Origin of the sequence: Streptomyces sp. NPDC015144 (assembly GCF_043079735.1) — a bacterium.
Taxonomy (GTDB): domain Bacteria; phylum Actinomycetota; class Actinomycetes; order Streptomycetales; family Streptomycetaceae; genus Streptomyces.
On record NZ_JBIBUU010000007.1, the window covers coordinates 264,501 to 285,855 of the forward strand.

Here is a 21,355-nt window from a genome sequence, read left to right on the forward strand (position 1 = left end):
CACTCCTTGTGGGACGGGGACGGGGTGCCTATCGCACCGAGAGCGCGCGGACGGTACGGGACGGGCTGGGGCGGCCCAGGCGGTCGGCGAGCCACACGCTGGTGGCGGTGAGCGCGTCGAGATCGACCCCGGTCTCGATGCCGAGGCCCTGGAGCATCCACACCAGGTCCTCGGTGGCGAGGTTCCCGGTGGCGCTCTTCGCGTACGGGCAGCCGCCGAGGCCGCCCGCGGAGGCGTCCACGGTGGTCACGCCGTGCTGGAGGGCGGCGAGGGTGTTGGACAGGGCCTGGCCGTACGTGTCGTGGAAGTGCACCCCGATGACGTCGGTGCCCACCCCCTCCTCGTTCAGCCCGGCGAGCAGGGCCCGCACGTGGCCAGGGGTGGCGACCCCGATGGTGTCGCCGAGGGACAGCTCGTCGCAGCCGAGGTCCATCAGCGCCTTGGCGACCCGCACCACCTGGTGGACCGGGACGGGCCCCTCCCAGGGGTCGCCGAAACACATCGAGAGGTAGCCGCGCACATGGACGTTGTCGGCCTTGGCGCGGGCGACGACCGGCTCGAACATCGCCAGCGACTCGTCGACCGTGCGGTTCAGGTTGCGGGAGGCGAACGTCTCCGTCGCCGAACCGAACACGGCGATCCGGCGCGCCCCGAGCGCCAGCGCCCGCTCCAGTCCCCGCTCGTTGGGGACGAGGACCGGCAGGGCGACCCCGTCGAGATCCGCGAGGCGGGGGAACAGGTCCTCCGCGTCGGCCAGTTGGGGCACCCACTTGGGGTGCACGAAGCTGGTGGCCTCGACGGTGGTGAGCCCGGCGGCGGCCAGCCGGTGGATGAACTCCGCCTTCACCTCGGTCGGTACGACGGACTTCTCGTTCTGCAGCCCGTCGCGGGCGCCGACCTCGTGGATCCGGACCCGGGCGGGCAGGTCCCGCGCCGGTACGGTCATGGGCAGGGTGCGCGCGTCGCTCGTCATGCTTCCTCCCCGGAGGGTTCGGCGGGGGCTTCGGCGGGGGCTTCGGAGGGGGTGACCACGGCCAGGACCTGGTCCATGGCGACGGTGGCGCCGGGGACGACGTCCAGTTCGGTCACCGTCCCGGCGTGCGGGGCGGAGATGACGTGCTCCATCTTCATCGCCTCCACCACCAGCAGGCTCTGCCCGGCCGCGACCGGGTCCCCGACCGCCACCTTCACCACCGTGACCGTGCCGGGCATGGGCGCGGCGAGGGTGTCCGCCCCGGAGCGGCCCGCCCCGGACAGGGACGCCTCCACCGGGTCGTGGTCCTGGACGTACCAGCTGTCGCCGTCCCGGCCGAGCCACACCCCTTCGGGGGTGGCGGCATGGGTGAACGCGTGGGTGGCGCCGGCGAGTTCGAAGGCGATCCGGCCCTCGGAGATCCGGACCGCGCGGGCCGTCTCCCGGCCGCCGGGCAGCGGGCCGAGCGGTCCGCAGCACCCGGTGTCCGGCCGCGGCGGCTCCGCGTCCTCGCCGACATGGCCGAAGCACAGCACCGTGGCGCCCGCCTCGTCGGGCCGGGAGCGCAGCGACACCTGCACCGGGTCGTGGCCCGGGAGCCGGAAGTCGAGCACCGTACGGGCCGGGGTGCCGCCGAGCCGCCAGCCGCTCGCCACCGAGAACGGGTCGACCCAGCCGGCGGCGTCGGCCGACCCGGCGGCACCGGAGCGGGCGGTACGCAGCAGCGCCGCCGCCGCGTACACCTCCTCGGGGACCCCGTCCGGGACCAGCCCGGCCGCCTCGCGCTCCACCAGGCCGGTGTCCAGCTCGCCCGCCGCGACCGCCGGGTGGGCGAGCAGCCGGCGCAGGAACCCGGCGTTGGTCGGCACGCCGAGCACCGCCGTCCCCGCGAGCGCCGCCCGCAGCCGGCGCAGGGCGGTGGCCCGGTCGGGCCCGTACGCGATGACCTTCGACAGCATCGGGTCGTAGAGGCTGCCGACCTCGCCGCCCTCGGCGAGCCCGGAGTCCGTGCGCACCCCGTGGCCCTGCGGTTCGTGCAGGGCGAGGACCGTGCCGCCGGAGGGCAGGAAGCCGCGCGCCGGGTCCTCGGCGCAGATCCGGGCCTCGACCGCGTGGCCGGTGAGCGCGATGTCGGCCTGGGCGAGGGGGAGCGGTTCGCCGGCCGCGACCCGTAGCTGCCACTCGACCAGGTCCAGGCCGGTGACCAGCTCGGTCACCGGGTGCTCGACCTGGAGACGGGTGTTCATCTCCATGAAGAAGTACGCGCCCGGGTCGTCGCCCGGGACGATGAACTCGACCGTGCCCGCGCCGACGTAGCCGCAGGAGCGGGCCGCCTGCACGGCCGCCTCGCCCATCGCCGCCCGGGTCGCCTCGTCGAGCAGGACCGACGGCGCCTCCTCGATGATCTTCTGGTGGCGGCGCTGGAGCGAGCACTCCCGCTCGCCGAGGTGGACCACATGGCCGTGGGCGTCGGCCAGCACCTGGATCTCGATGTGCCGGGGCCGGTCGATCCACCGCTCCACCAGCAGGGTGTCGTCGCCGAACGAGGCCCGTGCCTCGCGCCGGGCCGCCGCGATCTCGTCGCCGAGCAGCGCCTCGTCGCGCACCAGCCGCATGCCCTTGCCGCCGCCGCCCGCCGAGGGCTTCAGCAGCACCGGCGTACCGATCTCCCGCGCCGCGTCGACCAGTCGGGCGTCGGTGAGGCCGCTGCCCGAGGAGCCGGGCACCACCGGGACACCGGCCGCCGAGACCGTCTCCTTGGCCCGGATCTTGTCGCCCATCAGCGTGATCGCGGCGGCGGGCGGGCCGATGAAGACCAGCCCCGCCTCGGCGCACGCCCGCGCGAACGCGGCGTTCTCGGCGAGGAACCCGTAGCCGGGGTGGACGGCCTGCGCGCCGGAGCGGCGGGCCGCGTCCAGCAGCGCGGGGACGTGCAGATAGCTCTGCGCGGCCGGGGCGGGCCCGATCCGTACGGCGGTGTCGGCCTCCCGGACGTGCCGGGCGTCGGCGTCCGCGTCGCTGAAGACGGCGACCGAGCGGATGCCCAGCTCCCGCAGCGTGCGGATGACCCGTACCGCGATCTCGCCCCGGTTGGCGACCAGGACCGTGTCGAACATCGTCATCTGTTCCTCACATCCGGAAGACGCCGAAGCCGGCGTCGCCCAGGGGGGCGTTGGCGCAGGCGGTCAGGGCGAGACCCAGTACCTGCCGGGTCTCCATCGGGTCGATCACACCGTCGTCCCAGAGCCGGGCCGTGGCGTAGTAGGCGTTGCCCTGGGTCTCGTACTGCTCGCGGATCGGCGCCTTGAACGCCTCCTCGTCGGCCGCGCTCCAGTCGTCACCGAGCTGGTCGCGCTTGACCGTCGCGAGGACGGAGGCGGCCTGCTCGCCGCCCATGACGGAGATCTTCGCGTTGGGCCACATCCACAGGAAGCGGGGGGAGTAGGCCCGGCCGCACATGGAGTAGTTGCCCGCCCCGTACGAACCACCGACGACGACGGTCAGCTTGGGGACGCGGGTGCAGGCGACCGCCGTGACCATCTTGGCGCCGTGCTTGGCGATGCCGCCGGCCTCGTAGTCGCGCCCCACCATGAACCCGGAGATGTTCTGCAGGAAGACCAGCGGGATGCCGCGCTGGTCGCACAGCTCGATGAAGTGGGCGCCCTTCTGGGCGGACTCGGAGAACAGGATGCCGTTGTTGGCGACGATCCCGACCGGGTGGCCGTGGATGTGGGCGAAGCCGGTGACCAGCGTCGTGCCGTACTCGGCCTTGAACTCGGCGAACCGTGAACCGTCCACCACCCGGGCGATCACCTCCCGCACGTCGTACGGGGTCCGGGAGTCGACCGGGACGGCGCCGTACAGACCCGCCGGGTCGGCCTTCGGCTCCTCGACGGGGCGCACGGACCACGGCAGCGCGCCCCGGTCCGGCAGGGTGCCCACGATGTTCCGCACGATCCGCAGCGCGTGCGCGTCGTCCTCCGCGAGGTGGTCGGTCACCCCGGAGGTGCGGGAGTGGACCTCGCCGCCGCCGAGCTCCTCGGCCGTCACGACCTCGCCGGTCGCGGCCTTCACCAGCGGCGGGCCGCCCAGGAAGATCGTGCCCTGGTCGCGGACGATCACGGCCTCGTCGCTCATCGCGGGGACGTACGCCCCGCCGGCCGTGCACGAGCCCATGACCGCGGCGATCTGCGGGATGCCGGCCCCGGACATCCGGGCCTGGTTGTAGAAGATCCGCCCGAAGTGCTCCCGGTCGGGGAAGACCTCGTCCTGCATCGGCAGGAAGGCCCCGCCGGAGTCGACGAGGTAGAGGCAGGGGAGACGGTTCTCCAGCGCCACCTCCTGGGCGCGCAGGTGCTTCTTCACCGTCATCGGGTAGTACGTGCCGCCCTTGACCGTGGCGTCGTTGGCGACGATCACGCACTCGCGGCCGCTCACCCGGCCGATCCCGGAGATCACCCCGGCCGCCGGGGCGGCGCCCCCGTACAGCCCCTCGGCCGCCAGCGGAGCCAGCTCCAGGAACGGGGAGCCCGGATCGAGCAGGGTGTCGACCCGGTCCCTGGGCAGGAGCTTGCCGCGCGCCACATGCCGGGCGCGGGCCCTCTCACCTCCGCCGAGCCTGGCTCTGGCGAGCCGCTCGCGCAGCTCGTCGACGAGTGCGTGATGCGCCGCCTCGTTGGCCTTCCAGGCCTCGGAGGCGGGATCGGCCGCGCTCGCCAGCACCGGTGCCTGCTGCATCGTGTCGAGCCCCCTTGCCCGTACCGCAGTGGTTGAGGGCTGTCCCGTCGTCCCTGGCGGGCGACCGGACGGCCGTTAGTGAACGTTAACGTCCGTTCCTCAGGTTAACGTTCGCTAACCCGACTGTCTAGAATCGAATCCATGACCACCAGGACGGACGCCCCCACCCGCCGCGAGCAGATCCTCAGGGAGGCCGCCCGCCTCTTCGCCGAGCGCGGCTTCCACGGCGTCGGTGTCGACGAGATAGGCGCCGCCGTCGGCATCAGCGGTCCCGGCCTCTACCGCCACTTCCCCGGCAAGGACGCGATGCTCGCCGAGCTGCTGGTCGGCATCAGCGAGCGGCTGCTGGCGGGCGGGCGGCTGCGCGTCGCGGAGGACGCGGCGGCCGGGGCGGGTTCCCCGCGGGCGCTGCTCGACGCGCTCATCGAGGGGCACATCGACTTCGCCCTCGACGACCGCCCCCTGATCACCCTCCACGACCGCGAGCTGGACCGGCTGCGCGAGGCCGACCGCAAGCGGGTCCGCCAGCTCCAGCGGCAGTACGTCGAGGTGTGGGTGGAGGTGGTCCGCGCCATCTACCCGGACCTGCCCGAGTACGAGGCGCGCGCCGCCGTGCACGCCGTCTTCGGCCTGCTCAACTCCACCCCGCACCTGGGCCGCCCCGGCGTGCGGCCGGACCGTGCGGAGACCGCGGCGCTGCTGCACCGGCTGGCGCGCGGGGCGTTCGAGGCGGCGGCGGTCCGCCCCTGAGCGGCCTATGACCCGCCCCGCCGTGGAATGGTGAACATATGAATTGATGTGTGAACGGTGCGGGATTCCTTGAATCCTTCTCCCTTTCCCCCTTTCCTCGCCCATTTCCTCGGAGTGTCGCGGCGATCCCCGGGCTTATGGTTTGAGGCGTCTCGCCCGCGCCTGCTGGGGAAATGAAATGAAAACATGCCAGGTCTCGGTCGTCGTTCCCTGTTTCAATGAGGACGAGGTGATCGAGTCCTTTCACCGAGAGCTGATCGCCGCCCTCGAACCGACTCGGCAGACGTTCGAGATCGTGTACGTCGACGACGGCAGCGGCGACGGGACCCGCGCCCGCGTCCGCGCCTTCGCCACCGCCGACCGCCGCGTCCGCTACACCTCCTTCAGCCGCAACTTCGGCAAGGAGGCCGCCATGCTCGCCGGGCTGGGCATGTCCCGCGGCGACGCCGTCGTCCTCATGGACGCCGACCTCCAGCACCCGCCGGAACTCCTGCCCCGCATGCTGGAGCTGCGCCGGCACGGCTACGACCAGGTCGTGGCCCGCCGGGACCGCAGCGGCGAGGGCGCCCTGCGCACCCTCCTCTCCACCGCCTACTACCGCGCCATGGGCCGCTGCATGGACGTGGCCGTCGTCGACGGCGAGGGCGACTTCCGGCTGCTCTCGCGGCGGGCCGTGGACGCCGTACTCGCCCTGCCCGAGACCAACCGGTTCTCCAAGGGGATCTTCTCCTGGATCGGCTTCGACACCGTGGCCTTCACCTACCGCAACGTCCGGCGCGCGGCCGGCAGCTCGAAATGGGGCGGCAGGCGGCTGCTGAACTACGGGATCGACGGACTGATCTCCTTCAACAGCCGCCCCCTGCGCCTCGCCATCCACGCCGGACTCGCCCTCGCCCTGGCGGCCCTCGGATACGCCCTGTGGATCATCGCCGGCGTCGCGCTGCACGGGGTCGGCGTACCCGGCTACACCACGCTGCTCACCGCCGTCGTGGCGCTCGGTGGAATCCAGCTCGCCACCCTGGGCGTGATCGGCGAATACGTGGGCCGTATCTACTGCGAGTCGAAACGGAGACCGCATTACCTGGTGCGGGAGACGAGCGAATCCCTGGAAACCGCCCTGATGCGCGGCATTCCGGCGGAGCTGGTCACGGTGAATTCGGCGCCGGTGCATTCGGCCCCTTCTCCTTGTTCACCCTCCTCTTTCTCCTCCCCGTCCGGCTCCGTACCGTCCGCCCCGGGCGACCGGGTCGAGGTGGCGCGGGTACGGGAGGAATCGGCGCACGGCGACGCCGGAGCCCGCACCACCGGCTCCCGGACCGGGAGGCAGTTCCTGACGTTCGCCGCGATCGGCGTCGTCAACACGGCGGTGTACCTCGCCGTGTACGCCTCCCTGAACGACTGGATGCCCTATCTGGCCGCCCATGCCATCGGATACGCGGTCAGCGTCGTGGGCTCCTTCCTGCTCAACTCGTACCTGACCTGCCGTACCCGGCCGACCTGGCAGGCGTTCGCCCGCTACCCCCTGTCGAGCGCGGTCAACCTCGTGCTCAGCGGCGCCCTGCTCACCCTCGGGGTGAGCGGGCTGGACATGGACAAGACCCTCGCCGGCCTGACCGCGGGGCTGCTGGCCACCCCGTTCTCCTTCCTGCTGGCCCGCTGGGCGATCGACTCCGGAACTCCCCGGGCCCCGCACGAAGGAGAGACCCGCGCATGACCACGGACACCCTCGAAACCCCGCGGGCCCCGGAGCGGGAACGGGAACGGCGGGACGCACGCCGCCGGGCCACCGGCTGGACGGCGGCGCTCGGCCTCTTCCCGTTCACCCTGCTCGCCGCGGTCTTCTGGATCGGCCGCCTGGTCCGCCCCGGGGCGGACGACTGGTGCTTCCTCCCCGTCGTCCGCGACGAGGGCGCCTCCGGGATGATCGCGAAGTTCTACTACGAGGACAACGGGCGCGTCGCCAACGCCCTGATGGTCGTCGCGTACGGAGTCTTCGGCACCTCCGGACACCGCTGGTACGCGCTGGTCAGCGGGGTGGCCATGGTCGGCATCCTGTGGGCGCTGGCCGTCACCGTCCTTGGCCGTACGGGGCTGACCGCGCCGCGCGGGACGCCGCTGGTCGCGGCCGCGATGGTCGCGGTGGTCTTCTTCCTCGCGACGCCCGAGACGTACAAGGTGTTCTACTGGCCCGCCAACTCCGTCTCGCACACCCTCGCCCCGGTGCTGGTCTGCGCCGCCGTGATCCCGCTGCTGCGGGCCCGGACCCGGCGGGGCAGAGCGGCCGCCCTCGGCGTCGCGCTCCTGGGCGGGTTCTTCTTCGGAACGCTCTCCGAGGAGACCGCGGTCGTGGCCTGCGTCCTCCTCGCCACGGTGCTGCTGCTCGGACCGCTCGCCCACCCCGGGCCCGGCCGGACCCTGGTCCGCCGCTGGTGCGTGCTGGCCCTGGCCGGGATCGTCGCCGGGGTGGCCGTGCTCTACACCTCGCCCGGCGCGCACGCCCGGCGCTCGCGCTTCGGCGCCGACGCCGGTTCCATGCTCGACGCGGGACGGCTCGCCACCGCGCTGCGGGCCTTCGGCGAGATCCTCGGCACCGTCCTCACCACCTGGCAGTACCTGGGGGCGCTCGCCGCCGGGCTGCTCCTCGGACTGCTGGCCCGGGACGCCGGGCGGACGGCCGGCACGGGCGGGCCGGACGGGGGCGCGGAGCCCGGACCGCTCCGGAGCAGGCCGCTGCTCCTGGCCGCCGCCGGGGCCCTCGCCTTCCTGGTCTCCGGCTTCCTCTGCACCGTCATCACGTACCCGGCCTTCGGCGCGACGGTGGTGATCGCGGCCCGCGTCTGGGGCGACTTCCTGCTGGTGTACGTCCTGCTGCTGGCCGCTCTCGGCGCCCTGCTGGGGCGCGCGGTGCGGGCCGGGCGGGGGGCGCGCACGGCGGTGGCCGCCGTCGCCGCCGCCGTCTGCGCGCTGAGCTGCGTCGGACTCGCCGCGCCCCTGCTCCGGCTCGGCACGCAGATGGAGGTCCGGGCCGAGCGCTGGGACCGCCAGGACCGGGCACTGCGGGAAGGGGCGGCGCGCGGCGCCCGGGTGCTCCCGTACACCCCGGTGTCGGTCGGCCGAATGGTCGAACCGTTCGGCAGGCACGGGCAACGGCCCTGGCCCGCGCAGTGCGTCGCCCAGTACTACGGTCTGGACAAGGTCACGTACTCCCGGCACGGAGCGCACCCCTGACGGCACAATGGGTTCATGCCGATACCGAGCCGTGCCGCCCTCGTCGAACACCTCGTCCGTACGCGTATCGCCGGGGATGTCGCCACACCGCGCGACAACAACCTCTCCCACTACCGGCAGCTCGCCAACGGCGACCGCCACTACTGGCTGGGCCTGGAGCTCGGGGACCGGTGGCGTGACGAGCAGGACGTGCTGGCGGTGATGGCCGAGCGCTGCGGCGTCAGCGACGACCCGGAGCACCGGTACGGCCAGGACACCATCGACCCGGAGCTGACGGTCGACGCGCTGGAGCGGATGGCGGCCCGGCTGCGGAAGGCGGCGGCGGGCGCGGAACGGGTGCTGTTCGCGACCGGCCACCCGGGCGGGCTGCTGGACGTGCACCGGCAGACCGCGCAGGCGCTGCGGGCGGCCGGCTGCGAGATCGTCCGGATCCCCTCGGGGCTGGTCGCCGACGAGGGCATGGTCTTCCAGTTCGCGGACGTCGCCGTGCAGGAGCGGGGCGCGACGCTCTGGCACACCCACTCGCCCGCCCCGATGGCCGCCATCCTGGACGGCCTGGAGCGCGAGGGCCGCCCGCTCCCGGACCTGGTCGTCGCCGACCACGGCTGGGCCGGCTGCGCCGCGCAGCGCGGCCTGGACGCGGTCGGGTACGCGGACTGCAACGACCCGGCGCTCTTCCTCGGCGAGGCGGAAGGCACCCTCCAGGTCGCCGTCCCGCTGGACGACCACGTGATCGACCCGCGCTTCTACGACCCGATGACGGCCTACCTGCTGAACGCGGCGGGGCTGGACGCCGACTGATCCCGGCCGGGATCGGCCGTGTCCGGCCGGGGGTGGCGGGCGCCGGTGACCGCCGGATGCCCCTTCCGCGCCCGGTCCGGCGGGCGGGGGGCGGGGGGGCGCCGGACGTCCCTTCGTCGGTCGGCCCGGCGGGCGCCCGTGATCGTCGGATGCCCCTTCCGTGCCGGGTCCGGGCCTGTCCCGTGGCGCGTGCCGCAACTCCGCCGCGCACGCGCGCCGTTGCTACTCTGTGCCGCGAATGTCCAGTGCCGTGGGGGGCCCATGTTCACATCGGGGCGTCGATCGCGCGGGCGCGGGCAGAAGCCGGTTCTCACCGGGCTGCTCGTCCTGCTCGCCCTGTTCCTTCTCCAGGAGCTCGCCGCCGGGCTGCTGCCCGACATCTACAAGGGCTTCGCGGGCGAGAGCCGGAAGGCGCTCGTCATCGGCGCGGCCGTCGCCTTCGCCGTGGTGGGCCTGCTCCTCTACATCGTGCACCTGCGCGGCCTCGTCCCGCCGGAGCCGGACTTCGCGCTCGGTGCCGAGGAGCGGGCCAGGGTCCGCGCGGCCCTGCTGCACGCGGTGCGCCGCAGCTGGACGGAGGGCGCGGACCGGGCCCGGGAGCGCGCCGTACGGATCGAGCTGGGCCTCGCCGAGCACCGGACGGCCGTGCACGACCCCTGGGGCGCCCCCCGGCTCGCGGCAGGGGGCCCGGAGGGAGGCGTGCTGCTGCCCGCGGGAACCCGGATCGGCGAGGTCTTCGACCGTCACCACGCGCAGCTCCTCGTCCTGGGCGACCCCGGCGCGGGCAAGACCTCGCGGATGCTCGAACTGACCGAGTACCTTGCCGCGGCGGCCGAGCGGGACGACGCCGCTCCCGTTCCGGTGGTCCTGCTGCTGACGGACTGGCACGGCGGACCGATGGTCCCCTGGGTCCTCGACGAGTTGCACAGCCGCTACCGGGTCCCCCGGGAAACCGGGCTCGCCCTCCTCCGGGACAACGGCCTCGCCCTCGTCCTGGACGGGCTCGACGAGGTCGCTCCGGGCCTGCGCGCCGACTGCGTCCGCGCGGTCAACGCACTGATCGGCGCCGAGGGACACCCGCACTGCCCGATCGCCGTCTCCTGCCGCTCGGCCGACTACGAGGAGCTGGAGGAACGGCTCACCGTCAACGGCGCGGTCCGCGTGCGGCCCATGGACGTCGCGGCCGTGCACGCGCTGCTCGACAGCGCGGGCGAAGGGCTGCGCGGCCTGGCCGTCGCCGCTGCCGCCGATCCGGTACTGGCCCGGCTGCTGACCACACCGCTGATGCTGGGCGTCGCCGCGCTCGCCTACGAGGGCGTGGACGAGGAGGAGGTCACCGCCCTCGGCGACACGGAGGAGCGCAGGGGCCGCATCTTCGACGCCTACATCGAGCGCATGATCCACCGGGACCGGACGCTGCAGGGGCGGCCGGTCACACCGCAGCGCCCGGCCGGCCAGGTGCGGGCCGGTCTGCTGCGGCTCGCCCGGGTCCTTGGGGAGTCGCACGCGACGGTGTACTACGCCAACGACTTCACGCGCGTCATCCTCCAGGCCCCGGACGACGTGGTCAGGCAGCAGGTGCCGGCCGGGCTGTACCCGGTGTTCCGGGCCATGCGCCGGCTGAGCGGATACGAGGCCGGGAACCCCGCCAGCCGGCCGAACCCGGTCTACCGGCTCTTCGTCGGCTTCTACCAGGTGCCCCTCCCGCTGCTGGGGTCGCCGTTGGCGGACTACCTCCAGCGGGGCTTCCTCGACTACGCGACCGACCGGGCGATCATGCGCCGCGTGGGCGACGGCCACGCCTTCCTGCACAAGACCATCCAGGACCATCTCGCGGCGCGGGCGGCCCGCATGACCCCGGAGGAGATGCGGGCGCTGGAACGGTCGGCCTGAGCGGGCGGCCCAGGATCAGGTCCGGGGCACCCGGACCACGCCCTCCTGGATGACGGTGATCGCCAACCGGCCGTCCTGGGTGTAGATCCGGGCCTGGCCCAGGCCCCGCCCGCCGGACGCGGACGGTGACTCCTGGTCGTACAGCAGCCATTCGTCGGCCCGGAACGGCCGGTGGAACCACATCGCGTGGTCCAGGCTCGCCCCGACCACGTCGCCGACCGTCCAGCCGCCGCGCCCGTGGGCGAGGAGCACCGAGTCGAGCAGCGTCATGTCGGAGACGTACGTCGCCAGGCAGACGTGGAGCAGCGGGTCGTCCGCCAGCTTGCCGTTGGTGCGGAACCACACCTGGGAGCGGGGCTCGCGGGGCTCGCCGACGGTGGCGAAGGGCGGTTCGTCCACGTACCGCAGATCGACCGCGGCCCGCGCCTCGATCAGCCGGTCCACCACGCCCGGGTCGCGGAAGCGGTCCGCGTGGCGGGGCAGCATCTGCGCGGCGGTGGGCAGGGTCTCCGGGTCCGGGGCGGGCGGCATCGGCGCCTGGTGCTCCAGGCCCTCCTCGTACGTCTGGAAGGACGCCGAGAGGTGGAAGACCGGCTGGCCGTGCTGGACGGCGACGACCCGGCGGGTGGTGAAGGAGCGGCCGTCGCGGATGCGGTCGACGCTGTAGACGATCGGCGCGCCCGGATCGCCCGCCCGCAGGAAGTACGCGTGCAGGGAGTGGGCACCCCGCTCGGCGGGGACGGTGCGGCCCGCGGCGACCAGCGCCTGGGCCGCGACCTGGCCGCCGAAGACGCGGGGGACGAGCGAGGAACGGCTCGTGCCCCGGAAGATGTCCTGCTCGATCTGCTCCAGGTCGAGCAGATCGAGCAGGGAATCGAGTGCGGTGCTCATGGGACGGACGGAGTCGTTCCTCAGAGGCCCATGGACTTGGCGATGATCGACTTCATGACCTCGCTGGTGCCGCCGTAGATGCGGTTGACCCGGTTGTCCGCGTACAGGCGGGCGATCGGGTACTCGTTCATGTAGCCGTAGCCGCCGTGCAGCTGGAGGCAGCGGTCGATGACGCGGTGCGCGACCTCGGTGCAGAACAGCTTGGCGGAGGCGGCCTCGGCGGGGCTCAGCTCACCGGCGTCCAGCGCCTCCAGGGCGCGGTCGGCGACGGCCTCGGCGGCGTCCACCTCGGCCTGGCAGGCGGCCAGTTCGAACTTGGTGTTCTGGAAGGACGCCACCGTCTTGCCGAAGACCGTGCGCTCCTGGACGTAGCTCTTGGCGAACTCCACGGCGGCCTTGGCCTGCGCGTACGCGCCGTGGGCGATGCCCCAGCGCTCGGACGGCAGGTTCTGGCCGAGGTAGTGGAAGCCCTTGTTCTCCTCGCCGAGCAGGTCGGCGACGGGCACCTTCACGTCGACGAACGCCAGCTCGGCGGTGTCGGACGTGCGCAGGCCGAGCTTGTCGAGCTTGCGGCCGATCGAGTAGCCCTCGGACTTGGTGTCGACGGCGAACAGCGAGATGCCGAAGCGGCGGTCCTCGGCGGTCGGCGCGGAGGTGCGGGCGCAGACGATCACCCGGTCGGCGTGGACGCCGCCGGTGATGAAGGTCTTGGAACCGTTGAGCACGTAGTGGGTGCCGTCGTCCGAGAGCTTGGCGGTGGTCTTCATCCCCGCGAGGTCGGAGCCGGTGCCCGGCTCGGTCATCGCGAGCGCCCACATCTCCTCGGCGGAGACGAACTTCGGCAGGTAGCGCTTCTTCTGGTCGTCCGTGGCGAGCATCTTGATGTACGGGAGGGCGAGCAGCACATGCACGTTGGACCCGCCGAAGTTGACGCCCGCGCGGGCCGTCTCCTCGTACTGGACGGCCTCGAACTTGTGCGTCTCCAGCCCGGCGCCGCCGAACTCCTCGGGCACGTTGATGCCGAACAGGCCCAGGTCGGCGAGCTTGCCGTAGAACTCGCGCGGCACGATGCCCTGCTGGAACCACTCGTCGTAGTGCGGGACGACCTCGGCCTCGATGAAGGCGCGGATGGTCTCCCGGAACGCCTCGTGGTCCTCGTTGTATACCGTACGGCGCACGGGATGCCTCCTTGGTCGGCTGCGGTCGGGCTTCGGCCGGACTGGCTAAGCGCTTGCTCAGACCGTTAGAAGTTACCCAAGGGTCACCGGCACTGTCCAGGTGATGCGCAGCACGCCGCGCCGGGCCGGACCCGGGGGCCCGACCCGGCACCCGGCCGGACTACTGGGGCTTGAACGAGCGGATCTGGTAGCTGCCCTGGAGGTTGCCGCCGCTGCCGGCGGCGGTGGAGCCGACCCGGTCGTTGTAGTTGGTCTTGGTGTAGTACTGCACGCGGTGGCCGGTGCCGTTCCACACCGAGAGGACGTTCTTGCCCTTCTGGATGAAGGAGCAGTCGTCGGCGGTGTTGGCCCGCTGGCTGTCGGACCACTGACAGCGCGTGCCGCCCCCGTTCCAGTCGCTGTAGATGCAGAAGTACCCGGGGCTGCAGCTGTAGGCGGCCCGGGCGGTCGTGGCGTGCGCGGTGGCGGCGGTGTGCGAAGGGGGCGCGGCGGTGGCGGTGGTGGCCGCCACCGGGCCGGTGCCGAGTCCGAGGGCCAAGGCGAGCGAGGCGACGGTGAGCGCGCTGATGCGGTGCATGGCGGAAACCTCTTCTCCTGACGGCTGCTTCTCCTGACGGCGGCTGCTGCTCCAGCCGGGGCCGGCGCACGGGGGTGCCCGGCCCGCCCAGCAGCGTGGCACGGCCGCGACCTGCGCGGACAGGCGGACGCGGGGGCGCTCGGAGCCCGCTTTGGGACCGGGGCGTCCCGGGGTGCACCGGCGCGGCCGCTCGCGCTCGCGTCCCGTCGGTCACGCCAAGCGCACACCCATCCAAGATATGACTAATGCCCCCATCTCTTTCAGTCGGTGCTTCCCCGGGAAAAGTGAGTGACGAAGGGCCTGAACCAGGCCGACACAGGCGAGAAGGACGGTCCCGCATCCGTCCGGCGCAGCCGGTCCCCACCGCGAAGCTCCGCGGACACCGTGCGCACCCGGGCCGGCCCCACGGCCCCGCGGACTCACCGGGCGGCCCCGAACCGCCCCCGCGCCCCGCACCGTCACGGCCCACGCACCGGTGGCCGCGCACGGCCCACGCACCACGACGCAACGCACCGCACCGCATCACAGCGCACGCCGTGTACCGCGTCGCACCGCATCACCCCGCATCGCCCTGCACCGCACCGCACCCGTACGACACACGGAGGTCCCATGCTGGGGGTGAATCACCCGGAAGCGAGCTGGGTCCAGGTCAACCTGACCCCGAGGCCGACGGCCTGGCCGCGGCTGTACGCATGGCTCGCCGGCACCGCACGCGACCTCCTCGCCGCCGACACCGCGCGCGCCTTCTTCTTCATGCACAAGCCACCGGGGATGCGGCTGCGCTTCCAGGCGTACGGGGCGGGCGGAACCGTACCGCTGCGGACCGAACTCCTCGGCAGACTGGGGGAGTTCGACGGGCTGGCCGGGCCCCCGGTGTGCGCGGTCTACGAACCGGAGTCCTATCTCTTCGGCGGCCCCGCCTCCATGCCCTGGGTGCACGAACTGTTCACCGCCGACTCCCTGGCCTGGCTCGACCACCACACCCGCTGCCCGGCCACCGGCACCGGAACCGACGCCGGGGTCGTGGCCGCCGCGGACTGGCGGCTCTCCCTCTTCCTGCTCCGCGACATGTTCGACGGACTCCGGATCGTCGGCTGGGAGCACCGGGGCGTCTGGGACGCGGTCCGCACCGACACCGGGCGCGGCCTGCCCGACGGGCTGCGCGACGCCGCGCTCCGCCGTGCCGCCGAGGGGATCCGCGCCCACTGGCGGCAGCCCCGCGACCGACTGCTCGCCGCCCTGCCCGGGGAGTGCCGGGCGGTGGCCGAGGGCCACGGCGACGCGGTGCGCCGGGCCGCCGACCACTGGCGCACCGGCTACTTCGAGTCCGGGGACGCGGTGCGCGGGCCGCGCCGTGCCGCCGCCTACGCCGTGATCTTCCACTGGAACCGGGGCCGGTTCTCGTTCGCCCGGCAGAGCCTGCTCACCGAGGCGCTGGCCGACGACGGGGCGGTGGACTGACATGACCGGATTCCGCACCGCCGCCCCCGTCCCGGGTCCCGCCCGCTCCGACGCGGCCCGGGGACCGCTGCTCGGCGCCACCGCGCTGGTGCGGGCGGCCGGCGTCCCCTGTTCGACGTGGACGGCCGCGGGCGGCTCCGGGCTGTTCGGCCGGGTCCTCGCGTACGCCGACGACGCCGGGCGGCGGGCCGCGCGCGCCCGAAGACTGGCCGAGGAGCTGGGCGGCCTCGTCCCCGACCCGCGTCTGACGGCCGCCGAGCGCCGCCGGGTGCTCGCCCTGCGCCGGCGGCTGCACGCGGGAGCGGCGCCCACCGGGACGGACCACGACTTCCTCCTGGGGCTGCCCGGGGCCGCCGGGCCGGCCCGGGAGGCGGCCGGGCTGTCCGGGGCGGCCGACCGGGCCCGCCGGGAGCGGGCGGCCCTGGAGCGGGAGACCGCGGCGGAGCGCGAGCGGGTGGCGGGGCTCGGCTGGACGCTGGTCCGCGCCGACCCGGTGCTGCGGGAGTTCCTGGACGCGGCGCATCCCGGGCTGGTGGCGGAGGTGGCCGCCCGGCTGGCCGCGGGGGAGCGGTGGACCGGGAAGCGGCTGCGCAAACGATCCGCCCATCTGTGGCGGGTGCTGGGCCGGTCGGCGGTGAAGACCACGCCGCGCGGCTGGGTGGGGCAGGTGGCCCCGGTCCCGGTCGGCGGTCCGGCGGCGGGCGGGCGGCTCCTCACCCCCGGCGCCGAACTCGCCGCGCTGGCCGCCGAGGTGGTGGAGAACGTCCACACGGTACGGGTCCGGGCCGCCGCCCAGGACCTGCGCACCGCCGACCCGGCGACCGCGCTGGCCCTCGCCCCGCTGCATCTCACCGAGGACGGCGCCGACGGCACCGGGACGGGCGGCACCCTGCGTGCGTACGCGGTCGACCCGGCCGACCCCGGGCGGCTGCGGCAGACCGCCCTGCGGCGCACCGCCCTCCTCGACCGCGTCCTCGTTGTGTTCGCCGAAGGGCCGCTCACCCTCGCGGAGTTGGAGCACGCGCTGCCGGTCTCCGATCCCGCCGTCCTGCGCGGCTTCCTCGCCCACCTCGTCGGTCTGGGCGTGCTCCAGCCCTGCGCGGCCCCCCGCCGCCACCACACCCCATGGTTCCCGGCCGCCCGGGTCACCGCCTCCGGCACGCTGCCCCGCCCCGAGGACCGGGGCGCGGAGCCCGGGACGGACGACGACCGCTTCCTCGACTCGTACCGCGCCGTGGGCGCCCGCGTCCCCGGACCGGCCGCCGCCCGCGTCCAGCGCGCCCTCGGTACCGCCCACCGGATCGCCGCCCTGCGCCGCGCCGACCGGGCCGCCGGCACCGGCGCGCCGCCCCCCGTCCCCGGCACCGAGGGGCTCGACGAGCACCCCCGCCCGCTCGGCGCGGTCCTCGCCGCGCTCCTGGCGCCGGACGCGCCCGCGCCCCCCGCCCGGGGCCCGAACCGCCACCACGGCTGGCACCCGGCGCACGACCCCGCGTCCGGATACGCCCGGCTCCTCGCCCACCTCGCCGACCGCGCGGCCGAGCCCTGCGTGGACGTGGACGACGCCCTGCTGGACGCCCTCGGTGCGCCGCCGGCCGACGACGTCGTACCGCCCTGGCCGCTGGACTGCCTGCTGCGCCCGCTGGCCGGGCCGGGACCGCTCGCGGTCCTGGAGACGGCCTCGCCCGCCGGGATCATCGACGCCCGGTTCACCGAGGCGCTCCGGGAACTCCACGGCGGCTACGACACCGCCGACGCCTACCGGGAGTTCCTGGCCGCCGTGGAACGGCACGCGGGGGTGCGGTTCGTGGAACTGCTGGTGCCCCCGGTCGACGGCCACGCCGCCAACACCGTCCGGCGCCCCGTCCTCACCCGCTGGTGGACGGGCGACCCCAACCCGGCCGCGTACTTCGCGCCCGGCGGCCCCGACCAGCGCTACCTGCCGCTGGACCGCATCACCCTGCGCCGGTCGGGCGCCCGGATCGTCGCCGAGGCGGACGGGGTGCGCCTCCTGCCCGTCCACCACGCCACCCGCAACCCGATGCCGCCCTACGACCGCCTGGTACGGCTGCTGCTCGCCGCCGGCCACCCCTGGTCGGGCACCGTGACCGGCCTGGACGGCCTCGCCGAAGCCCTGCCCCCGGGCCCCGTCGGCCCCGCGGCCCCCGCCGTCACCCGCGCGCCCCGGGTGACGGCCGGCCCCGACCTGGTGGTCTGCCCGGCCACCTGGCGGGTGGAGCGCGCCCTGCTGTGGCGGCGGGAGGACGACGACCTCGACCGGGTCCGGATCCTCGGCACGCTCCGACGCACCGCGGGGCTGCCGCGCTTCGTCTTCGTACGGCCGGCGTTCGGGGCGAAGCCGGTACCGGCCGACCTCGACGCGCTGACCGCCCTCGACGTCATCGACCGGGTCCGTGCCGCCCCCGGTGACGAACTGGTCCTGGAGGAGATGCTGCCCGGCCCGCAGGCCGGGGAGCGGGGACCGGTGCTGCGCGACGCGCTGCACCGGGGCGAACCGGTGGCCGCCGGTCTGCTGCTCAGGCTCCCCTTCGACCGGACCCCCCAGGAGGCGGCGGCCGGGGCCGCCGCCCTCCTCCCCGACGTCCCCGGCCCGCCCGCACCCGATGCGAGCGGCCCGGGGCGGCCAACACCCACAGGAAACACCGGAGAGAACCAAGGAGAAACGCCATGCCCATCATGGAGCTCACCGACCTCGACCACCTGATCGACGAGCTGGACGAGCGGATCACCAGCGCCGACCTGCCCGCCGTGGAGGCCAGCGACAGCCTCGTCTGTGCCACGGTCGTCATCTGTGGCAACTCGACCATCTGCGGATCCGCCATCAACTGCTGACCGTCCCCCGACGGCTACCGGCCCGCGCCACCGCCGGCAGCCGGATCCCCCGCGGACCCCGTGTCCGTCGTCGAGCCGAACGGAGCCACCCGGACCGGTACGGGTGGCTCCCCGACGAGGAGCTCCGATGCACCCAGGTAACCAGGCTCCGCCCCGCCGGGCCGCCCTCGACCTCGCCGTCCGGTTCCTCGACGACTTCGCCCGGGGCCCCCACGTCGCCCCCGACCCCGGCGTCCCCGTACTGGCCGCCCTCGTCGCGGAGACCCACGGGACGGGCGCGGCCGACACCGTCCGGCGCGCGGTGTCGGCCTGGGCGCGGACGGTCGGCCGGGGCCCCTCCCACGACGGCCTGTACGACGGCGGCCTGGCCGGCACGTTCACCGGGCTGCGCATGGCCGCCCGTATCCACCCGCCGCTGCACCGCGCCGCCGACCGGCTCCGCGACCACCTCCTCGACCGGGCCGCCGCGCACCCCTGGCGCACGACCGACGTCGGCCTGCCCGACTACGACCTCATCGGCGGCCCCTCCGGCACCCTGCTCGCCCTCTGCGCCGGGGAACCCGAACCGACCAGCCGTCAACTCCTCCCGTACGCAGCCCACTTGGCGCTGCTCTGCGACGACGGGGAGCTGCGCCGACTGCGCATCGGCCAGTACGCCGGCCACCCGCATCTGGGCTGGCTCCACGGCCGGGTCAACACCGGAATGGGCCACGGTGTGGCCGGGCTCGCCGCCGCGCTCACCGCCGCCGTCCGCCGCACCGGCCCGCGCCCCCGGCTGACCAACGCCCTGCGCCGCGCCGTCCGCTGGCTGATCCGGCAGTCCTTCGACGACGCCCGCTCGGTCCGGAGCTGGGACGGGGCCGGGCTCGACGGCCCGCCGCCCACCGGCCCGCTGTCCCGGCAGGCCTGGTGCTACGGAACCCCGGGCATCACCTGGGCGCTCTGGGACGCGGCCGACGCGCTGGGCGACCGGGAGACCGCCGACTGGGCGGCGCACGCCTTCACCACCGTCGCCGACCAGTACGACATGGCCTTCCACCTCTACGGGGCCCCGCTGACCGACCGGCTCGGGCTCTGCCACGGCGCGGCGGGCGTCCTCGTCGTGGCGGACGCCTTCCACCGCTGGGCCCGGGTGCCCGCCGCCGCCCCGCTCGCCGCCCGCCTCACCGAGCACCTGGGCAGCCGCCTCCCGGACGCCCTCGCCGCCGCCCGCCCGTCCGCCGCCCTCCTCGACGGGGCCCCCGGCGCCCTCGCGGCGCTGCTCACCGTCACCCACCCCGCCTCGCGCGACTGGCTGCCCTGTCTCGGGCTGCGCTGACGGGGCCGCAGCGCCGGCCGGGGTCACCCGGCAGACCCTCAGCGCAGGTTCCGCAGGGCGAACCACAGCTCCGTCCGTACGTCCATGTCGTCCAGGTCCGCGTCCAGCAGGGCCGCGCAGCGGGTGATGCGCTGGCGGACCGTGTTGCGGTGGATCCGCAGGGCGGCGGCCGTCCGGTCCCAGCTCCCGTGCAGGCTCAGCCAGCAGCGCAGCGTCTCGGCCAGCGGTTCGGTGAGCGGGGCGAGCAGGGCGCGGGCGTGCGCCTCGGCCCGGTCGGCGGGGACCAGCGCGGCCAGGCCGGTGCCGGCGGGGTCGCGGTGGTGCGCCAGCGGGGTCCGGGTGGCGACGGCGCGGCCCAGGGCGCGGGCGGCCTGCCGGTCGGCGTCGGCGAGGGCGGGGAGGGCGGCGGGGGCGGAGGCGCCCAGGACCCAGCCCGGCTGCGGGGTGATCCGGCCGCCGCCGGGGAGCGCGGGGACCAGCACCCGTACCGCGTCGCCGCCCCGGCCCGCGTCGACCAGGGCCGAACCGAGCGCCGCCCCCAGCGCCCCCGTGGTCAGCGGGTCCACCGGCCTGTCCCCGCTGCGCCGCGCGTGCACCACCGTCCACTCCTCCGCGCCCCCGAGCAGCGGCGCCACGTCCTGCGGGCCCGCGCCCAGCAGCAGCCGCACCAGGGCCGCCGACCGGCCCGCCGCGTCCGCGCCCTGGTGCGGGGCGGCCAGCAGGGAGAGCAGCACGACCGCGACCCCGGCGATCGTGTGGTCACCCGCCTCCCGCCGGTCCGTCGCCAGCGCCAGGACGAGCCCCTGCCCGCCGCCCAGCGCGTACGCCGACAGCCGGGTCTCCCGCAGCGTGTCCCCGGCCGACGCCGGACCGGGGCGCTCCCCGGCCGCGACCACCCGGACCAGCCGGGCCAGCGCCGCCCGGACGTCCGGCGCCGGAAGACGGCCCGAGGCGTGCAACTCCTCGCCCTGGGCGGTGAGCAGGACGGCCCGGCCGCCCAGCTGGACCGCCAGCTGGCGCAGGACCGCCGGGACCGGGTCCGGGCGGGCCGCCGCCGAGGCCAGCGCCTGCTGGGCCCGCGTCACCCGGCGCAGCTCGCGCAGGCGGGCCTCGGCCATCAGCCGCCACACCGCGCGGGCGATCGCTGTGAACGGCGTACCCGGCCCCACCTCCACCAGCGGGAGCCCGTGCCGCTCGCACGCCTCGACCAGCCCCCGGGGCACCGTGTCGAACACCGGCGTCACCCCGAACCCCAGCGCCGCCGCCCCCGCCTCCACCAGCCGGGCCACGAAGGTGTCCGGGTCCGTCAGCTGCACCCCGGCCGTCAGCAGCAGCTCACCGCCGAGCAGATACGGGTACGGGTCGGCCATCTCCGAGGTGTGCACCCACAGCAGCTCCGCGTCGGCCGACCCCGCGATCAGCCGCAGCCCCAGCTCCTCACGGGCGAGCAGCTCCGCCAGCGGCACCGGGGGAGTGGGCGGCGGGGCCGGGGACAGGGGGGAGCCGGGCGGGATCTGGGACATGGACGATCCATCCATACAGAACGGCGATGATGGATGAAACGTACTCTTCAGCGCGGTGCGCGGGCCACCTACCGTTCTTCCTGTCGGAACATCGGACACGTACGCCGCCTGCCACCCCCGGCGGCACGCCACCCGCGTACGTGATCGAGAAGCGAAGGAAAGGCACCCCAC

Annotated in this window: 16 protein-coding genes; 9 read left to right on the forward strand and 7 right to left on the reverse strand. The window is 74.7% G+C overall.

Annotated elements, in window-relative coordinates; genetic code table 11:
- Positions 1–28: 28 nt before the first annotated feature.
- Genes ACF08W_RS15335 through ACF08W_RS15345 form a run of 3 tightly spaced genes read right to left on the reverse strand, consistent with a single transcriptional unit; the run spans position 29 to position 4,711 of the window.
- Complete coding sequence (locus ACF08W_RS15335; RefSeq protein WP_392279486.1) at positions 29–973, reverse strand: hydroxymethylglutaryl-CoA lyase; 945 nt, start codon at positions 971–973, stop codon at positions 29–31.
- Complete coding sequence (locus tag ACF08W_RS15340; RefSeq protein WP_392279538.1) at positions 970–3,090, reverse strand: acetyl/propionyl/methylcrotonyl-CoA carboxylase subunit alpha; 2,121 nt, start codon at positions 3,088–3,090, stop codon at positions 970–972. The genes ACF08W_RS15335 and ACF08W_RS15340 overlap by 4 nt, the downstream gene beginning before the upstream one ends.
- Before the next feature lie 13 nt (positions 3,091–3,103).
- Entirely contained in the window at positions 3,104–4,711 is a 1,608-nt protein-coding gene (locus ACF08W_RS15345) for a carboxyl transferase domain-containing protein (RefSeq protein ID WP_352273841.1), read from the reverse strand.
- A 141-nt stretch (positions 4,712–4,852) separates the two neighbouring features.
- On the opposite strand from ACF08W_RS15345, the gene ACF08W_RS15350 reads away from it, so the two are divergent.
- From ACF08W_RS15350 to ACF08W_RS15370, 5 genes are all read left to right on the forward strand, one after another.
- On the forward strand, positions 4,853–5,461 hold the full coding sequence (locus ACF08W_RS15350; protein ID WP_352273842.1) for a TetR/AcrR family transcriptional regulator: 609 nt from the start codon (positions 4,853–4,855) through the stop codon (positions 5,459–5,461).
- Between the two features lie 178 nt (positions 5,462–5,639).
- Positions 5,640–7,175, forward strand: a complete 1,536-nt coding sequence (locus tag ACF08W_RS15355) for a glycosyltransferase (protein ID WP_352273843.1) — start codon at positions 5,640–5,642, stop codon at positions 7,173–7,175.
- Entirely contained in the window at positions 7,172–8,689 is a 1,518-nt protein-coding gene (locus ACF08W_RS15360; RefSeq protein WP_392279487.1) for a DUF6056 family protein, read from the forward strand. The genes ACF08W_RS15355 and ACF08W_RS15360 overlap by 4 nt, the downstream gene beginning before the upstream one ends.
- A gap of 15 nt (positions 8,690–8,704) precedes the next feature.
- Complete coding sequence (locus ACF08W_RS15365) at positions 8,705–9,490, forward strand: phosphatase (protein ID WP_352273845.1); 786 nt, start codon at positions 8,705–8,707, stop codon at positions 9,488–9,490.
- Positions 9,491–9,751: 261 nt separating this feature from the next.
- Entirely contained in the window at positions 9,752–11,383 is a 1,632-nt protein-coding gene (locus ACF08W_RS15370; protein ID WP_392279488.1) for an NACHT domain-containing protein, read from the forward strand.
- A gap of 15 nt (positions 11,384–11,398) precedes the next feature.
- Here ACF08W_RS15370 and ACF08W_RS15375 read toward each other — a convergent pair whose 3' ends face one another.
- The 3 genes from ACF08W_RS15375 to ACF08W_RS15385 form a co-directional block, all read right to left on the reverse strand.
- Positions 11,399–12,274: an acyl-CoA thioesterase II gene (locus ACF08W_RS15375; protein WP_366296931.1), complete on the reverse strand. Its 876-nt coding sequence runs from the start codon at positions 12,272–12,274 to the stop codon at positions 11,399–11,401.
- Positions 12,275–12,294: 20 nt separating this feature from the next.
- The gene (locus ACF08W_RS15380; RefSeq protein ID WP_352273848.1) at positions 12,295–13,452 is read right to left on the reverse strand and encodes an acyl-CoA dehydrogenase family protein; all 1,158 of its coding nucleotides are present in this window, start codon (positions 13,450–13,452) and stop codon (positions 12,295–12,297) included.
- A gap of 160 nt (positions 13,453–13,612) precedes the next feature.
- Positions 13,613–14,029, reverse strand: coding sequence for a peptidase inhibitor family I36 protein (locus ACF08W_RS15385; RefSeq protein WP_352273849.1), 417 nt, complete (start codon positions 14,027–14,029; stop codon positions 13,613–13,615).
- A 609-nt stretch (positions 14,030–14,638) separates the two neighbouring features.
- Here ACF08W_RS15385 and ACF08W_RS15390 point away from each other — a divergent pair.
- The 4 genes from ACF08W_RS15390 to ACF08W_RS15405 all read left to right on the forward strand — a co-directional run bounded on the left by ACF08W_RS15390 (position 14,639) and on the right by ACF08W_RS15405 (position 19,661).
- Complete coding sequence (locus ACF08W_RS15390) at positions 14,639–15,490, forward strand: thiopeptide-type bacteriocin biosynthesis protein (protein WP_392279489.1); 852 nt, start codon at positions 14,639–14,641, stop codon at positions 15,488–15,490.
- Position 15,491: 1 nt separating this feature from the next.
- Positions 15,492–18,215 (forward strand): lantibiotic dehydratase, encoded by a 2,724-nt coding sequence (locus ACF08W_RS15395; RefSeq protein WP_392279490.1) that lies wholly within the window; start codon positions 15,492–15,494, stop codon positions 18,213–18,215.
- A complete protein-coding gene (locus ACF08W_RS15400; RefSeq protein ID WP_392279491.1) occupies positions 18,179–18,343 on the forward strand; it encodes a hypothetical protein in 165 nt (54 codons plus the stop codon). The genes ACF08W_RS15395 and ACF08W_RS15400 overlap by 37 nt, the downstream gene beginning before the upstream one ends.
- A gap of 127 nt (positions 18,344–18,470) precedes the next feature.
- A complete protein-coding gene (locus ACF08W_RS15405; RefSeq protein WP_385210118.1) occupies positions 18,471–19,661 on the forward strand; it encodes a lanthionine synthetase LanC family protein in 1,191 nt (396 codons plus the stop codon).
- A 38-nt stretch (positions 19,662–19,699) separates the two neighbouring features.
- On the opposite strand, the gene ACF08W_RS15410 is transcribed toward ACF08W_RS15405, so the two are convergent.
- The gene (locus ACF08W_RS15410; RefSeq protein ID WP_392279492.1) at positions 19,700–21,199 is read right to left on the reverse strand and encodes a PucR family transcriptional regulator ligand-binding domain-containing protein; all 1,500 of its coding nucleotides are present in this window, start codon (positions 21,197–21,199) and stop codon (positions 19,700–19,702) included.
- Between the last annotated feature and the right edge of the window lie 156 nt (positions 21,200–21,355).

Excerpts from the sequence above, each read along its gene's own strand:
- ACF08W_RS15410 (WP_392279492.1), bottom strand. The coding sequence starts at position 21,199 with ATGGATGGATCGTCCATGTCCCAGATCCCGCCCGGCTCCCCCCTGTCC.
- ACF08W_RS15395 (WP_392279490.1), top strand. The coding sequence starts at position 15,492 with ATGACCGGATTCCGCACCGCCGCCCCCGTCCCGGGTCCCGCCCGCTCC.
- ACF08W_RS15340 (WP_392279538.1), bottom strand. The coding sequence starts at position 3,090 with ATGTTCGACACGGTCCTGGTCGCCAACCGGGGCGAGATCGCGGTACGG.
- ACF08W_RS15355 (WP_352273843.1), top strand. The coding sequence starts at position 5,640 with ATGAAAACATGCCAGGTCTCGGTCGTCGTTCCCTGTTTCAATGAGGAC.
- ACF08W_RS15350 (WP_352273842.1), top strand. The coding sequence starts at position 4,853 with ATGACCACCAGGACGGACGCCCCCACCCGCCGCGAGCAGATCCTCAGG.
- ACF08W_RS15370 (WP_392279488.1), top strand. The coding sequence starts at position 9,752 with ATGTTCACATCGGGGCGTCGATCGCGCGGGCGCGGGCAGAAGCCGGTT.
- ACF08W_RS15365 (WP_352273845.1), top strand. The coding sequence starts at position 8,705 with ATGCCGATACCGAGCCGTGCCGCCCTCGTCGAACACCTCGTCCGTACG.
- ACF08W_RS15360 (WP_392279487.1), top strand. The coding sequence starts at position 7,172 with ATGACCACGGACACCCTCGAAACCCCGCGGGCCCCGGAGCGGGAACGG.
- ACF08W_RS15405 (WP_385210118.1), top strand. The coding sequence starts at position 18,471 with ATGCACCCAGGTAACCAGGCTCCGCCCCGCCGGGCCGCCCTCGACCTC.
- ACF08W_RS15390 (WP_392279489.1), top strand. The coding sequence starts at position 14,639 with ATGCTGGGGGTGAATCACCCGGAAGCGAGCTGGGTCCAGGTCAACCTG.
- ACF08W_RS15375 (WP_366296931.1), bottom strand. The coding sequence starts at position 12,274 with ATGAGCACCGCACTCGATTCCCTGCTCGATCTGCTCGACCTGGAGCAG.
- ACF08W_RS15385 (WP_352273849.1), bottom strand. The coding sequence starts at position 14,029 with ATGCACCGCATCAGCGCGCTCACCGTCGCCTCGCTCGCCTTGGCCCTC.
- ACF08W_RS15400 (WP_392279491.1), top strand. The coding sequence starts at position 18,179 with ATGCCCATCATGGAGCTCACCGACCTCGACCACCTGATCGACGAGCTG.
- ACF08W_RS15335 (WP_392279486.1), bottom strand. The coding sequence starts at position 973 with ATGACGAGCGACGCGCGCACCCTGCCCATGACCGTACCGGCGCGGGAC.
- ACF08W_RS15345 (WP_352273841.1), bottom strand. The coding sequence starts at position 4,711 with ATGCAGCAGGCACCGGTGCTGGCGAGCGCGGCCGATCCCGCCTCCGAG.